Origin of the sequence: Paraburkholderia silviterrae (assembly GCF_004353915.1) — a bacterium.
Classification (GTDB): Bacteria; Pseudomonadota; Gammaproteobacteria; order Burkholderiales; family Burkholderiaceae; genus Paraburkholderia; species Paraburkholderia silviterrae.
Map to the genome: position 1 here is coordinate 146,663 of NZ_SMRP01000010.1, position 14,151 is coordinate 160,813.

Annotated in this window: 13 protein-coding genes; 10 read left to right on the top strand and 3 right to left on the bottom strand. The window is 64.4% G+C overall.

From position 1 onward, the window contains the following. Positions 1-13 precede the first annotated feature (13 nt). The 6 genes from EYW47_RS20680 to EYW47_RS20705 all read left to right on the top strand — a co-directional run bounded on the left by EYW47_RS20680 (position 14) and on the right by EYW47_RS20705 (position 7,441). Entirely contained in the window at positions 14-1,567 is a 1,554-nt protein-coding gene (locus tag EYW47_RS20680; protein ID WP_133196697.1) for an MFS transporter, read from the top strand. A 130-nt stretch (positions 1,568-1,697) separates the two neighbouring features. Then, positions 1,698-2,960 (top strand): SfnB family sulfur acquisition oxidoreductase, encoded by a 1,263-nt coding sequence (locus EYW47_RS20685; RefSeq protein WP_133196698.1) that lies wholly within the window; start codon positions 1,698-1,700, stop codon positions 2,958-2,960. Positions 2,961-2,995: 35 nt separating this feature from the next. Next, positions 2,996-4,261, top strand: coding sequence for an SfnB family sulfur acquisition oxidoreductase (locus EYW47_RS20690; RefSeq protein WP_133196699.1), 1,266 nt, complete (start codon positions 2,996-2,998; stop codon positions 4,259-4,261). Beyond that, positions 4,261-5,637 (top strand): LLM class flavin-dependent oxidoreductase, encoded by a 1,377-nt coding sequence (locus tag EYW47_RS20695; protein ID WP_133196700.1) that lies wholly within the window; start codon positions 4,261-4,263, stop codon positions 5,635-5,637. The genes EYW47_RS20690 and EYW47_RS20695 overlap by 1 nt, the downstream gene beginning before the upstream one ends. Before the next feature lie 211 nt (positions 5,638-5,848). Next, the gene (locus tag EYW47_RS20700; protein WP_133196701.1) at positions 5,849-6,112 is read left to right on the top strand and encodes a helix-turn-helix domain-containing protein; all 264 of its coding nucleotides are present in this window, start codon (positions 5,849-5,851) and stop codon (positions 6,110-6,112) included. A gap of 3 nt (positions 6,113-6,115) precedes the next feature. Then, positions 6,116-7,441, top strand: a complete 1,326-nt coding sequence (locus EYW47_RS20705) for a type II toxin-antitoxin system HipA family toxin (protein WP_133196702.1) — start codon at positions 6,116-6,118, stop codon at positions 7,439-7,441. Positions 7,442-7,489: 48 nt separating this feature from the next. Here EYW47_RS20705 and catC read toward each other — a convergent pair whose 3' ends face one another. The 3 genes from catC to EYW47_RS20720 form a co-directional block, all read right to left on the bottom strand. After that, on the bottom strand, positions 7,490-7,768 hold the full coding sequence (gene catC, locus EYW47_RS20710) for a muconolactone Delta-isomerase (RefSeq protein ID WP_133196703.1): 279 nt from the start codon (positions 7,766-7,768) through the stop codon (positions 7,490-7,492). A 27-nt stretch (positions 7,769-7,795) separates the two neighbouring features. Next, entirely contained in the window at positions 7,796-8,941 is a 1,146-nt protein-coding gene (locus EYW47_RS20715) for a muconate/chloromuconate family cycloisomerase (RefSeq protein WP_133196704.1), read from the bottom strand. A 117-nt stretch (positions 8,942-9,058) separates the two neighbouring features. Then, the gene (locus EYW47_RS20720) at positions 9,059-9,976 is read right to left on the bottom strand and encodes a LysR family transcriptional regulator (protein ID WP_133196705.1); all 918 of its coding nucleotides are present in this window, start codon (positions 9,974-9,976) and stop codon (positions 9,059-9,061) included. 189 nt (positions 9,977-10,165) lie between these two features. On the opposite strand from EYW47_RS20720, the gene catA reads away from it, so the two are divergent. The 4 genes from catA (at position 10,166) to benC (ending at position 14,149) form a co-directional block, all read left to right on the top strand. Next, positions 10,166-11,101 carry a catechol 1,2-dioxygenase gene (gene catA / locus EYW47_RS20725; protein WP_133196706.1) on the top strand — a complete coding sequence of 312 codons (936 nt, stop codon included), beginning with the start codon at positions 10,166-10,168 and terminating at the stop codon, positions 11,099-11,101. 139 nt (positions 11,102-11,240) lie between these two features. Beyond that, the gene (locus EYW47_RS20730; RefSeq protein ID WP_133196707.1) at positions 11,241-12,599 is read left to right on the top strand and encodes a Rieske 2Fe-2S domain-containing protein; all 1,359 of its coding nucleotides are present in this window, start codon (positions 11,241-11,243) and stop codon (positions 12,597-12,599) included. Continuing rightward, the gene (gene benB / locus EYW47_RS20735; protein WP_133196708.1) at positions 12,596-13,084 is read left to right on the top strand and encodes a benzoate 1,2-dioxygenase small subunit; all 489 of its coding nucleotides are present in this window, start codon (positions 12,596-12,598) and stop codon (positions 13,082-13,084) included. The genes EYW47_RS20730 and benB overlap by 4 nt, the downstream gene beginning before the upstream one ends. Before the next feature lie 42 nt (positions 13,085-13,126). Next, positions 13,127-14,149 carry a benzoate 1,2-dioxygenase electron transfer component BenC gene (benC, locus tag EYW47_RS20740; protein WP_133196709.1) on the top strand — a complete coding sequence of 341 codons (1,023 nt, stop codon included), beginning with the start codon at positions 13,127-13,129 and terminating at the stop codon, positions 14,147-14,149. The last annotated feature ends 2 nt before the right edge of the window (positions 14,150-14,151 follow it).

Here is a 14,151-nt window from a genome sequence, read left to right on the forward strand (position 1 = left end):
ACGGGTTTCGCTCATGTCCACCATAGCCTTTCCTTCGCGCGACGGCGGCATCGACGCGCGCGCCGCTGCCGCCACCGATACCGTTCATCCGCACCTCGTTATCCGTTCTGCCGAAGACGTCGCGCGCATCGTCAACGCAGGCCCTGCGCAAGGTAGCAAGACGCGCGCCGTGATCGCGATCGCACTGGGCGGAGTGTTTCTCGACGCCTACGATCTCACCTCACTCGCGTATGGCGTAAAGGACATCGCGCGCGAATTCGCGCTCTCGCCCGCGCAGGTGGGTTTCGTTTCCGCTGCGATCGCGTTTGGCGCGATCCTTGGGGCGCTGTTCGGCGGCTATCTCACCGACCGCATCGGGCGCTATCGCGTCTTCATGGCTGACATGCTGTTCTTTGTCGTTGCCGCAATAGTCGCGGGTCTTGCACCCAATGCGTGGGTGCTCGGCGGCGCGCGCTTCCTGATGGGCTTCGGCGTGGGGCTCGACTTGCCGGTGGCGATGGCGTTCCTCGCGGAGTTCTCGCGCGTGTCCGGGCGCGGCAACAAGGCGGCGAGCGTCGCGGCATGGTGCCCCGCGTGGTACGCGGCCACGAGCACGTGCTATCTGCTGATACTCGCGCTCTACGCGGTGCTGCCCGCACATCATTCGGGCTGGCTCTGGCGCCTGACGCTCGCGTTCGGCGCGGTGCCGGCCATCGCCATCATTCTCGTGCGGCACCGCTATATCAGCGAGTCGCCGGTGTGGGCCGCGAATCAAGGCGATCTTGAAGGGGCTGCCCGCATCCTGAAGCAGTCCTGGGGTGTGGATGCCGTGGTCGAGCGCAACGTGGGCGAGGCGGCGAGCGCTCCAGTGCCCGCACACGCGCCGCGCTCCGCTTCGTGGCGCAACTATGGCGTGCTGTTCAACGCCACTTACCGACGCCGCACGATACTCGCGGCGACCATAGGCGCGGCGTCCTCGTTCGGCTATAACGCGATCATCTTCGGCCTGCCCGTGATCATTGCGAGTTTCCTGCAGCAGGGGCCGCTCACCACCATCGTCGCTTCGCTGCTGCTCAATCTGCTGTTCGCGTTCGTGGGCGGCTTGATCGGCGTGCGCACCGCGCCCACGGTGGGGGCGTGGAAGATGACCGTGCTAGGGCACGCGCTGCAGGTGGGCGCGCTGGTTGGCCTTGCGCTGATCGGCCATCCGTCGAGCGGGGTGTTCGTCGCGCTCGCCATCGTGTTGCTGGGGGCGTATCTGTTCGCTCAGGGATTCGGGCCCGGCTCGCATTCTATGACGTATGCCTCGCTCAGCTATCCGACCTCGCTGCGCGGCATTGGCGTGGGCTTGAATCAGACGCTGGTGCGCTCGGCGTCCACCGTTTCGCTGTTTCTCTTTCCGGTGCTGGCGGCGGCGCTCGGCACGAAGGTGTTCTGGGTGATCGCGATTGCGCCGCTCGCGTCATTGCTCGTGTTGCTTGCGATTCGCTGGGAGCCTTCGGGCTACGATATCGACAGCGAAGACTACCGTCCGGCCAGCGCCAAACAGGCACGGCCAGACGATTGCCCGGCGTGCATGCGCGCATAGCCAGAAACGTCATATGCAATCGTGGATTAACTAGTAGGGGATTGCGCGTTGCGCTGTTCAAATGATTAGCGGGACCCGCCCGGCGCCGCATGGCGCGAGCGGGACGCTAACCCGATCAGTTCGAATCGCCATGCCGACTAGTGAATTCTCCAACGCCGCGGCGCGTCTGCCGCGGCTTTCCGATCCGCGCCGTGTGCGGCGCATCGCGAACGATGCCGAAGCGCTCGCGGCAGCACATACTCTCGCGCAAACCATAGCCCCCGGTGCCTCGCAACGCGATCGCGAACGCACGCTGCCGTGGGACGAGCTCGATAGCTGGTCCGAGAGCGGTCTCGGCGCGATTACCGTGCCGCGCGCATTCGGCGGCGCCGATGTTTCGTACGCGACGCTCGCCGAAGTATTCGTGGTGCTCTGCGCAGCCGATCCTGCATTCGGGCAGATTCCCCAAAATCACTTCGGCGTGCTGGGTATCCTGCGCGAGATCGGTACGTCCGCGCAACAGGCGCGCTTTTACGGCGAAGTGCTGGCGGGGCAACGCCTTGGCAATGCCGGGCCCGAACGTCGCTCCGCCGCTTCGGCCACGATCCTGCAAGGCGCGACGCGTTTGTCGGCAACACCCGAAGGCTTGAGGCTGCATGGCGAGCGCTTTTACTCGACGGGTGCACTGTTCGCGCACCGCGTGCCCACGCGCGCCATCGATGAGGACGGGCGCGCCGTGCAGGTCTGGGTGCCGCGCGACGCGTGCGGTCTCGCGGTGATCGACGACTGGAGTTCGTTCGGACAACGCACGACGGCAAGCGGTACCGTGCGTTTCGACAACGTTGCCATCGATCCCGAAGACGTGCTGCCGATCTGGCAGCTCGCGGACCGTCCGGGCCTGTACGGACCCACTTCGCAATTGATCCAGGCGGCAATCGATCAGGGCATCGCGCAAGCGGCTGTCGCAGACGCGCTGAGCTTCGTGCGCGAGCGTGCCCGGCCGTGGGTGGATTCGGGTGTGGCCCGCGCGGCGGACGACCCGTACATCATCGCCGACATTGGGCGGCTGCAAATCGATCTGCACGCGGCGCACGAAGTGTTGCTCGAAGCGGGCCGCACGCTCGATGGGCTCGCCGCAGATGCGTTCGGCGATGGACTCAGTGCCGAAGCGAGCGCACGCGCCTCGGTAGCCGTGGCGCGCGCAAAAGTGCTGACCACGCGCATCGCGCTGGAGGCGAGCGAAAAGCTCTTCGAGCTCGCTGGCTCCTCAGCCACGCGCGCCACACACAACCTCGACCGGCACTGGCGCAACGCGCGCACGCATACGCTGCACGACCCCGTGCGCTGGAAGCTGCATCTGCTTGGCAACTATCACCTGAACGGCGCGCTGCCCGCGCGACATTCATGGAATTGATGAAGCATCGTATGAATACTGAAGGGAACTGAAGCATGAACGTCGAGATTTCTTCCACGCTTCTGGAGCCGCCTGGCCAGACGGGCGAACCGCGGCGCGCGCACGCGCCTTCGAATCCACCGGCGCGCATCGAGGACGACGCAAACGCGATTGCCACCGCGCAACGTCTTGCGAGTGCATTTGCACAGGACGCGGCGCTGCGCGACCGCGAGCGCCGTTTGCCCTGGGCCGAACTCGATGCGTTCGTCGCGAGCGGCCTGTGGACGATCACGGTGCCGCGCGAACATGGTGGCCCGGGCGTGAAGAGCGGCACGCTCGCCGAGGTGACGGCGACCATAGCCGCGGCGGACGGCTCGCTTGGGCAGATTCCGCAGGATCATTTTTACGCGCTCGAAGTGCTGCGCGTGGGTGGGAGCGCGCAGCAGCAGCGTTTCTTTTACGCTCGCGTGCTTGCGGGCGAGCGCTTCGGCAATGCGCTGGCCGAGATCGGCCACAAGGATTTCCAGCGCCGCACGCGCCTTTCGCGCGATGCACACGGCTGGCGCGTCGACGGCCGCAAGTTCTATTGCACAGGCGCGCTCTACACGCATTGGATTCCCACGCTGGTGGTGAGCGAGGAAGCGGGCCGCGACGTGACGTATCTCGCGTTCGTGCCGCGCGGGGCGCCGGGCGTGACGATCACGGATGACTGGGACGGCTTCGGCCAGCGCGTGACGGGCAGCGGCTCGGTGCAGTTCGACGACGTGCGCGTCGAGCAGGAATGGATCGTGCCATTCCAGGCGTCGTTCGAGCGGCCGACGACCATCGGGCCAGTCGCGCAGATCCTTCACGCGGCCATCGATCTCGGGCAGGCGCGCGGCGCCTTCGAAGCGGCGCTCCAGTTCGTGCGCGAGCACTCGCGCCCGTGGATCGACGCGAAGGTCGAGCGTGCCGCCGACGATCCGCTCACGCTGGCGCAATTCGGCGATCTCTCTGCACGTCTGTCCGCTGCCGAGGCGCTGGTGCGCCGCGCGGGCCGCTACGTGGACGCCGCACAGGCTGCGCCGGACGAGCGCACGGTAGCCGAGGCATCGATTGCCGTGGCCGAAGCGCGCGCGCTCACCACGACGGTTTCGCTCGAGGCAGGCTCGCGCCTTTTCGAGCTGGCAGGCACGGCGGCCACGCTCGACGGTCTCGGGCTCGACCGTTTCTGGCGCAACGCGCGCACGCACACACTGCACGACCCCGTGCGCTGGAAGTATCACGCGGTCGGCAACTTCTATCTGAACGATGTGCTGCCGCCACGGCACGGAGCCTTGTGATGGCCAAACCGGACAAGAAGATTCTGCTCAACGCGTTCAACATGAATTGCGTGGGCCATATCAATCATGGGCTGTGGACGCATCCGCGCGACCGCTCGACCGACTACCGGCAACTGGCGTATTGGACCGATCTCGCGCGCACGCTCGAACGCGGTCTCTTCGACGGGCTCTTTCTCGCGGATATTGTGGGCGTCTACGACGTGTATCTACGCAATGTCGATGTGACGCTGCGCGAGTCGATCCAGTTGCCGGTGAACGACCCCACGCTACTAGTGCCCGCCATGGCGGCCGTTACGCAGCATCTGGGCTTCGGCGTGACGGTGAATCTCTCATATGAGGCGCCGTATCTGCTCGCGCGGCGCTTTTCCACGCTCGATCACCTCACCCAGGGGCGCATTGGCTGGAACATCGTGACCGGCTATCTGGACAGCGCGGCGCGTGCCATGGGCGTGCCGCAGCAGTTGCCGCACGACGAGCGCTACGAGCGTGCCGACGAATATCTGGAGGTGCTCTACAAGCTGTGGGAAGGCAGCTGGGAAGCGGACGCGGTGCTGCGCGACAAGGCGGCGCGCGTGTACGCGGATCCCGCGAAGGTCCATCGCGTGCGGCACGCGGGGCGCTATTACAACGTCGACGGCTACCATCTCGCCGAGCCTTCGCCGCAACGCACACCGGTGCTGTTCCAGGCGGGCAGCTCGGGACGCGGGCAGCGCTTTGCCGCGCGCCACGCCGAATGTGTGTTCATCTCGCCGCCCAATCGAGCGGTGGGACGCGAGACCGTGCGCGCGCTGCGCGAGCAAGTGGTGCGCGCCGGAAGGCGCCCCGATGACGTGAAGGTGTTCGTCGGCGCCGCGGTGGTGCCGGGCGCGACCGAGCGCGAGGCGCGCGAGAAGTACGCCGACTATCGCCACTATGCGAGCCGCGAGGCCGGGCTCGCGCATTTCGCGGCGAGCACGGGCGTCGACTACGCGCAATACGATCTCGACGCACCGGTCGACTACGCCGGAGGCAATGCGATCGAATCGGCCTCGCGCACGGCGAAGCAGCAAGGCTGGACGCGCCGCGCGCTGCTGGAGATGTTCGAGTTGGGCGGGCGATATCCGGCGATCGTCGGCAGTGCGGCGCAGGTCGCGGACGAACTGCAGGCGTGGGTGGAAGAGGCCGGCGTGGATGGCTTCAACCTGAGCCGCACCGTGGTGCCGGAGAGCTATGAGGATTTCGTCGATCTGGTCGTTCCAGAGTTGCAAAATCGCGGTCTCTACAAGACCGCGTACGAGGCGGGCACGCTGCGCCACAAGCTGTTTGGCGCGGGCGACACACTGCCGGAACGTCACGCGGGCGCGGCGTTCCGGCATGAGGTGGCCACGCCCGCGTGAGTGTAGCGACGCCCGGCGTAGCGACGCGCGGCGTAACTACGCCCGGCGTAGCGACGCCCGGCGCGGAGGTGTCCAACGCCGCTGGCGTGCGGATTGGAGGAGATCGGCGCAATATTGGCTATGGTGATATTTCCTGTTTATGCCTGTAAGCGATATTGGCAAAATATCGTCTACAGGCATATAATCGATTTATGCTTCACAGGAATATCCCATGAAGATCATCGTCCATACGCCGACGGGACTCGCCGAGATCCTGCAGTCGGCCAGAAAGGCGTGCGGCATGACCCAGGCCCAGGCGGCCGCATCGCTCGGCATCGGGCAGCCGCGTCTGTCCGCGCTCGAAACCACCGGCACGGCCAGCATCTCGCTGAACCAGATGCTCGCGTTGTTCGCGCTCTACGACCTCGAACTGTGCGTGCAATCGCGCGACCAGGGAGAGCTCTACGAGGCGCGCGAAGACCAGCCGGAGTGGTAGGCGATGGGGCGCAAATCGCACTCGCGCACGCTCTCGATCTGGGCCAACGGCGAGCGTGTCGGCACATGGACGCTCCCTCCAACGGGCGAGACCGAGCTGCGCTACGACCCGGCGTGGAAGGCTTCGGCGGCGGGGCGGCCGCTTTCGCTCTCGCTGCCATTCGGCGTGGGCGAGCGGCCGCTGCGCGGCGCGCGCGTCTATAACTACTTCGACAATCTGCTGCCCGACAGCACACAGATTCGCAGGCGCATCGCGGCGCGCTTTAGCACCGACTCGCTCGGTGCGTTCGATCTGCTCAAGGCGATCGGACGCGATTGCGTGGGTGCGGTGCAACTGCTGGTCGAGGACGAGACGCCCGAGCGCATCGACCATATCGAGGGCACGCCACTCGACGATGCCGCTATCGAGCGGCTCCTGCTCGAAACCTCGGGCGCGCTGCCGGGCGGCACGGGCGCGCCCGACGAAGAGTTGCGCATATCGCTCGCGGGCGCGCAGGAAAAGACCGCGCTGCTCTATCACGAGGGCCGCTGGCATCTGCCGCACGGCGCCACGCCCACCACCCACATTCTCAAGCTGCCGCTCGGCCTGATCGGCCATCGCAAGGTGGACTTTCTTACCTCGGTGGAGAACGAGTGGCTCTGCCTTGCCTTGCTCAAGGCCTATGGATTGCCGGTTTCATCGGCGCGCATCGTCACATTCGGCGCGCAGAAAGTGCTGGCGGTCGAGCGCTTCGACCGCGCCGTTTCGCGCAGCGGCGCGCTGCTGCGTTTGCCACAAGAAGATTTTTGCCAGGCGCTCGGCGTTCCGCCGCACTTCAAGTACGAATCCCAGGGCGGCCCTGGCGTGCGCGAGATCTCTGAGCTCCTGCGCCAATCGCAGGCCGCGCGCGAAGACATCGAAACCTTCCTCACCGCGCAGATCGCCTTTTGGATGCTGGCCGCGCCCGATGGCCATGCGAAGAATTTCAGCCTGCGCCTCTTGCCGGGCGGTCGCTTCCAGCTCGCGCCGCTCTACGACGTCATGTCGATCTGGCCGGTGGAAGGCGATGGCGGCAATCAATGGTCGTGGCACAAGGCCACGCTGGCGATGGCGGTGTGGGGCAAGAGCCGGCACTATCGCATGCGCGACGTGAAGCGCGCGCATTTCGATGCCACGGCGCAGCTGTGCCACTACGGCCCCGATGCCGCGCCGATTATCGAGCGTCTGGTCGCGCGCACCCCGGCAGTCATCGACGAGGTGACTGCCACGTTGCCGGAGGGGTTTCCGGAGCGCGTGGCCGCGAAGCTGTTCGACGGGCTGCGCTTCTCCGCGCAGCGGCTCGCTTCGTAGCTTCGCCACCGCGCTCGTGAAGCTTCCCGCGCGCGGCGCAAGGAAAGATCAGCGGATGGAAGAGGGGTGCTTTGCGAGCGGCGTGACGTGCACCTTCATATACGGGAAGAGCGGCAGCCCGGAAAGCAGCGTGTGCAGCTCGTCGTTCGACTCCACGTCGAAGACGCTGTAGTTCGCGTATTCGCCCACCACGCGATAGAGCGCCTGCCATTTGCCTTGTCGCTGCAGATCCTGCGAGTAGGCCTTTTCGCGCGCCTTGATCTCGTCGGCTTGCGCGGCGGGCATGTCGGTGGGGATGTGCACATCCATACGTACCAGAAACAGCATCGTTCGATCCTCAGTCAATTAAAGTAATCAGGAAGTCGCGACGCTCGCACGCGGCTTGTCGCGACGATAATGCGCCAGCTTGTCTTCGTCGAGCGCGACACCAAGCCCGGGGCCATCCGGCAGATGCAGGCAGAAGTCGCGATACGCGGGCCGCTCGACCACAACATCGTCCTTCACGAGCAACGGCCCGAACAGCTCCGTGCCCCACGCAAGCCTTGGCAGCGTCGCAAAGCAATGCGCCGCCGCGAGCGTGCCCACGCTGCCTTCGAGCATCGTACCGCCGTAGAGCGCCATGCCGCCCGCGTCGCCCACGGCGGCGGTGCGCAGCGTGCCGTAGAGACCGCCCGACTTCATGATCTTAAGCGCGAACACGTCGGCGCACGCGCCGCGCACGAGGTCGATGGCGTCCTCGGGCCCCATCAGCGTTTCATCGGCCATGATCGGCACGACGAAGCGTGCTGCCAGCCGCGCGAGCGCCGCGCGCTGCTCGCGCGGCACCGGCTGCTCGATCAGGTCGATGCCGGCCGCTTCGAGCATGGCGATGCCGGTTGCGGCCTCGGCTTCGTTCCACGCCTGATTGACGTCCACGGTCACGCGGGCACGCTCGCCCAGCGCGCGCTTGATGGCCGACACGTGCGCCACGTCTTCGCGTACGCTGCGCCGGCCGATCTTGAGCTTGAAGGTGTCGTGGCGGCGCTCGGCGAGCCAGCGCTCGGCTTCCTCGATATCGCGCTGCGTGTCGCCGCTTGCGAGCGTCCACAGCGTGGGCAAGGCGGTGCGCACCGCGCCGCCGAGCAGCGTGGAGAGCGAAACGCCCAGGCGCTTGCCCTGCGCGTCGAGCAGCGCTGTTTCCAGCGCGCACTTTGCGAAGCGGTTGCCGCGCGCGACCTTGTCGAGCCGGGCCATGGCCGCGTGCACATTGGTTGCGTCCACACCTTTGAGCGCGGGCGCGAGATAGGTGTCGATGGTGAGCTTGATGCCTTCGGGGCTTTCGTCGCCATACGAGAGGCCGCCGATGGTGGTGGCCTCGCCGATGCCTTCGATGCCGTCGCTGCAGCGCAATCTGACAATGACGAGCGTCTGCTGCTGCATGGTGGCCATTGCGAGCTGGTGGGCGCGAATGGTCGGCAGATCCACGAGGATCGCTTCAACGGAGCTTACGGTTGCGTTCATACCTGGCAGATTGGGTCAAGTGATTTGAGCCGAGTATGCAGGCCGTTCGATCGGCATGTCCAACACCGAAAATGTCTAAATCGATACTCGCCGGGTATGGTGCCGGCGGGTACTGGCTTAGCGCTCCGGCGGCGCGAGGTGCTCCATCTTGCCTTCTTCATAGAGCACGTAGATGAGGTCGAGCATGCGGCGCACGTCCTCGGATTCGTCGAGCATGCGCATGCTCATGATGATGGGCGAGACGAGATTCGCGTCGTCGAGATCCTTGTACGAGACGTCGTCGCGCTTGAGACCATAGACGCTGCTGGGCACGATCGAGATACCTTCGCCCGCTGCCACGAGGCCGAGCGCGATCTGCAACTCGCGCGCCTCATAAACGCGCTGCGGTTCGAGCGCCCGATCGTGAAAGGCCGCGAGCACCTGGTCCGCATAGCTGGGGCGCGGGTGCTTCGGGTAAATGATGAGGGTCTCGTTGACCACGTCGCGCAGCGACAGCAGCGCCTTGGCCTCGATGAGCGGGTGCCCGAGCGGCAGCGCGACGATCAGGCGTTCCTCGCGCAGCACCACGCGGCGAATGCTCGGATCCTCGAGGCGGATGCGCCCGAACCCCACGTCGATGCGGCCCTCCTTGAGGGCCTTGATCTGCTCCATCGTCGTCATTTCGACGAGGCTCAATTCGACTGCGCCATTCTCCTGACGATAACGCCGGATGATTTTCGGCAGCATGCCGTAAAGCGTCGAGGCGACGAAACCCACCGAAAGACTGCGCTCGATCTTGCCCACGCGCCGCGTCATGGACTCGAGCTCGGCAGTCTGCGCGAGCAGCTGCACCGCGTGCTGATAGAAGAAGCGGCCGGTGTCGGTGAGCTTGAGCGGGCGCGAATCGCGCTCGAAGAGTTGCACGCCCAGCATCTCCTCGAGCTGCTGGATTTGCCGCGAGAGCGGCGGCTGCGCGATGTGCAGCCGCTGGGCGGCGCGCGTGAAATTGCGCTCTTCGGCCACGGCCACGAAGTAGCGCAGGTGTCTCAGCTCCATGTTCATACCTGCTGGATATGGTCCTGATACTAAATCAGTGTTGGACGCGCCTGCCGCCGCCCAACTATGCTTCTCTCACAGCAATCGCCGCAACTCATTATACCTTCGGAGCATGAGAACTCCGGTTTGTGGCGGCGAGAGAAACCCGGGACATTTTTCCCAGCAGATAACGAAGTGGAGACAGTAGCCATGAGCGCGAAGGTATTCGACAGCAAGGAAGTCCAGGATCTGCTCAAAGCAGCCACCAATCTCGGCGGCGCGGGCGGCAACCCCCGTTTCAAACAGGTTCTCAATCGTCTGCTGGGCGACCTGTTCAAGGCCATCGACGATCTCGACATCACGCCCGATGAAGTCTGGGCCGGCATCAACTACCTGAACAAGCTCGGCAAGGACGGCGAAGCCGCGCTCCTCGCTGCGGGCCTGGGTCTCGAGAAGTACCTCGACATCCGCATGGACGCAGCGGACAAGGCGGTCGGCATCGAAGGCGGTACGCCGCGCACCATCGAAGGCCCGCTGTATGTGGCCGGCGCGCCGCTGCGCGACGGCGTGTCGAAGATCGACCTCAATCCTGACGCGGACGCAGGCCCGCTCGTCATCCACGGCACGGTGACGGGTCCGGACGGCAAGCCGGTTGCAGGCGCGGTAGTGGAATGCTGGCATGCCAATTCGAAGGGCTTCTACTCGCACTTCGACCCTACGGGCGCGCAGAGCGAGTTCAACCTGCGCGGCGCGGTAAAGACCGGCGCCGACGGCAAGTACGAATTCCGTACGCTGATGCCGGTGGGCTACGGCTGTCCTCCGCAGGGCGCGACCCAGCAACTGCTGGATGAGATTGCCCGTCATGGCAACCGTCCCGCGCACGTGCACTTCTTCGTCACCAGCGATAGCCACCGCAAGCTCACCACGCAATTCAATATCGAAGGCGATCCGCTGATCTGGGACGACTTCGCCTACGCCACCCGCGAGGAGCTGATTCCTGCCGTCGTGGAAAAAACCGGCGGTACGGCGCTGGGCCTGAAGGCCGACACGTACAAGGATATCGAGTTCAACTTTGCCCTGACCACGCTGGTGCAGGGCAAGGACAACCAGATCGTCAACCGCCCGCGCGTTTCAGCCACGGCGTAACAGGCCACAACGCGACCTCAACATCCCAACAGGGCGGCGGCCAGGTAGCGCCGCCGCCATAGCGGGATCCCCCAAGCATCATTCGATACCGGTGCGCGAATTCTGTGCAGGTGCCAGCTCGCGTCTACGGAGAGGAAACATGTCCGCCATTATCGACAAAGCCAACGAACTGGATCACCTGCTCGCCACTGCGGTGCAGGACGACAAAGAGGCCGGTATCTTCCGTTGCCGTCGCGATATCTTCACCAACGCCGATTTGTTCGAGATGGAGATGAAGCACATCTTCGAGAGCAACTGGGTGTATCTCGCGCACGAAAGCCAGATTCCGAACAACAACGACTACTACACCACGTGGATTGGCCGCCAGCCCGTGGTCATCACGCGCGACAAGACGGGCGAGCTGCGCGCCGTCATCAATGCCTGTGCACACAAAGGCGCCATGCTGTGCCGGCGCAAGCATGGCAACAAGGGCAGCTTCACGTGCCCGTTCCACGGCTGGACCTTCTCCAATACCGGCAAGCTGCTGAAGGTGAAGGACGAGAAGACCACCGAATACCCCGTGCAATTCAATACCGAGGGGTCGCACGACCTGAAGAAAGTCGCGCGTTTCCAGAACTATCGCGGCTTCCTTTTCGGCAGTCTCAATGCGGATGTCGTGCCGCTCGAGGACTACCTTGGCGAAGCCCGGGTGATCATCGACCAGATCGTCGACCAGGCGCCGGAAGGCCTCGAAGTGCTGCGCGGCAATTCCTCGTATGTCTACGAGGGCAACTGGAAGATGCAGATGGAGAACGGCTGCGACGGCTACCACGTCAGCACCGTTCACTGGAATTACGCCGCTACGATGGGGCGCCGCAAGGAAGACGGCACGCAGGCCGTGGATGCGAACAGCTGGAGCAAGTCGGTAGCCGGCGTCTACGGCTTCGACCATGGCCACATCCTGCTGTGGACCCAAACGATGAACCCCGAAGTGCGGCCGGTTTATCGGCAGCGCGATGAAATCAAGGCACGCGTGGGCGAGGTGACGGCGGACTTCATCGTCAACCAGACTCGTAACCTCTGCCTGTATCCGAATGTGTTCCTGATGGATCAGTTCAGCACGCAGATTCGCGTGGTGCGGCCGATCAGCGTGGACAAGACCGAAGTCTCCATCTTCTGCTTCGCGCCGAAGGGCGAGAGCGCCGCCGACCGCGCGACGCGCATTCGCCAGTACGAAGACTTCTTTAACGTCTCCGGCATGGGCACTGCCGACGACCTGGAAGAGTTCCGCGCCTGCCAGAACGGCTACGCCGGTATCACGGCCATGTGGAACGACTTGTCGCGCGGCGCGCCGCTGTGGGTCGAAGGCGCGGACGAGAACGCGAAGAAGATGGGGCTCAAGCCGCTCATTTCGGGCGAGCGCAGCGAAGACGAAGGCTTGTTCGTGTGTCAGCACGAATACTGGGTGCGCGTGATGCGTGACGCGCTGAAAAAGGAACAGGAAGGAGCGCAGGCATGAGCTTCGATTACCAGAAAATCTGCGCCGCGCTCTACCGTGAAGCGCGCCTGCTCGACGACCGCCAGTGGGACGAATGGCTGGCCTGTTATGCCGACGACGTCACCTACTGGATGCCGGCCTGGGACGACGACGACCAGCTGACCGACGACCACGAAAGCCAGATCTCGCTGATGTACTACCCGGACAAAGGCGGGCTCGAGGATCGCGTCTTTCGCATCAAGACCGAGCGCAGCGGCGCTTCTACACCCGAGCCGCGCACCAGCCACAACGTCACGAACGTGGAAGTGCTGGCCGAGCGCGCGGAAGAAGTGGACGTGCGCTACAACTTTCACACGCTCAGCCACCGCTACCGGGTGAACGACCAATACTTCGGCACAATGTTCGTGACCTTGCGTAAGGCTGGCGAGGACTTGTTGATTGCATACAAGAAGATCGTCCTGAAGAACGACTATATCCGGCAGGTTCTCGACGTCTACCACGTTTGACGTCGCAGACACCAGGCACCAGAGGCAGTGGAGGAGATTCCCATGTCCAGTTTCAAAATTGCACTGAATTTCGAGGACGGCGTTACCCGTTTCATCGACTGTAAGGCGGGCGAGAAAGTACTCGACGCTGCCTTTCGAGCCAAGATCAATCTGCCGATGGATTGCTCCGATGGCGTTTGCGGCACCTGCAAATGCCGCGCGGAAAGCGGAAGCTACGATCTCGGCGACGACTACATCGAAGACGCGCTGACTGAGGACGAGAAGGACGGCGGCCTCGTGCTGACCTGCCAGATGGTGCCGCAAAGCGATTGCGTGATCGCGATCCCGACGTCGTCTACCGCGTGCAAGACCGGTCACAGCAAGTTCGCCGCCACCGTGTCGAAAGTCGAGCAGCACAACGACGCGGCCGTCGTGCTCGAAATGGATGTGGATGCGAGCGCTCCAGTGTTCCTGCCTGGCCAGTATGTGAATATCGACGTGCCCGGCAGCGGCCAGCATCGCTCGTATTCGTTCTCGTCGGCGCCGGGTGAAGCAAAGATCAGCTTCCTCATCAAGAAGATTCCCGGCGGCGTGATGAGCACCTGGCTCGAAGCCGCGCAGCCGGGGGAAAAGCTGGAGCTGCACGGCCCGCTCGGCAGCTTCTATCTGCGCGATGTGCAGCGGCCGCTGCTGTTCCTCGCAGGCGGCACGGGCCTCGCACCGTTCCTTTCGATGCTCGAAGTGCTCGCGCGTACGAATTCCCGGCAGCAGGTGCATCTGATCTACGGCGTCACGCGCGATCTCGATCTCGTGCAGGTAGAGGAGGTCGAGGCCTACACGGCGAAGCTGCCGAATTTCAGCTTTGCCACTGTGGTGGCCGAAGAGCAATCGACCCATCCACGCAAGGGCTGGGTGACGCAGCACATTCCGGCCAACGCGCTGAACGACGGCGACGTCGATGTGTACCTGTGCGGGCCGCCGCCGATGGTCGATGCCGTGCGCAAGTATTTCGACGACGAGGGTGTGAAGCCGAACAGCTTCCACTACGAGAAGTTCACTCCTAACGCACCGGCGAAGGCGGCTTGAAC

Bases quoted from the DNA above. Each gene is read 5' to 3' on its own strand.
- EYW47_RS20695 (WP_133196700.1), top strand. From the start codon at position 4,261: ATGGCCAAACCGGACAAGAAGATTCTGCTCAACGCGTTCAACATGAAT.
- EYW47_RS20690 (WP_133196699.1), top strand. From the start codon at position 2,996: ATGAACGTCGAGATTTCTTCCACGCTTCTGGAGCCGCCTGGCCAGACG.
- catA (WP_133196706.1), top strand. From the start codon at position 10,166: ATGAGCGCGAAGGTATTCGACAGCAAGGAAGTCCAGGATCTGCTCAAA.
- benC (WP_133196709.1), top strand. From the start codon at position 13,127: ATGTCCAGTTTCAAAATTGCACTGAATTTCGAGGACGGCGTTACCCGT.
- EYW47_RS20715 (WP_133196704.1), bottom strand. From the start codon at position 8,941: ATGAACGCAACCGTAAGCTCCGTTGAAGCGATCCTCGTGGATCTGCCG.
- EYW47_RS20680 (WP_133196697.1), top strand. From the start codon at position 14: ATGTCCACCATAGCCTTTCCTTCGCGCGACGGCGGCATCGACGCGCGC.
- EYW47_RS20685 (WP_133196698.1), top strand. From the start codon at position 1,698: ATGCCGACTAGTGAATTCTCCAACGCCGCGGCGCGTCTGCCGCGGCTT.
- EYW47_RS20700 (WP_133196701.1), top strand. From the start codon at position 5,849: ATGAAGATCATCGTCCATACGCCGACGGGACTCGCCGAGATCCTGCAG.
- benB (WP_133196708.1), top strand. From the start codon at position 12,596: ATGAGCTTCGATTACCAGAAAATCTGCGCCGCGCTCTACCGTGAAGCG.
- EYW47_RS20705 (WP_133196702.1), top strand. From the start codon at position 6,116: ATGGGGCGCAAATCGCACTCGCGCACGCTCTCGATCTGGGCCAACGGC.
- EYW47_RS20730 (WP_133196707.1), top strand. From the start codon at position 11,241: ATGTCCGCCATTATCGACAAAGCCAACGAACTGGATCACCTGCTCGCC.
- EYW47_RS20720 (WP_133196705.1), bottom strand. From the start codon at position 9,976: ATGGAGCTGAGACACCTGCGCTACTTCGTGGCCGTGGCCGAAGAGCGC.
- catC (WP_133196703.1), bottom strand. From the start codon at position 7,768: ATGCTGTTTCTGGTACGTATGGATGTGCACATCCCCACCGACATGCCC.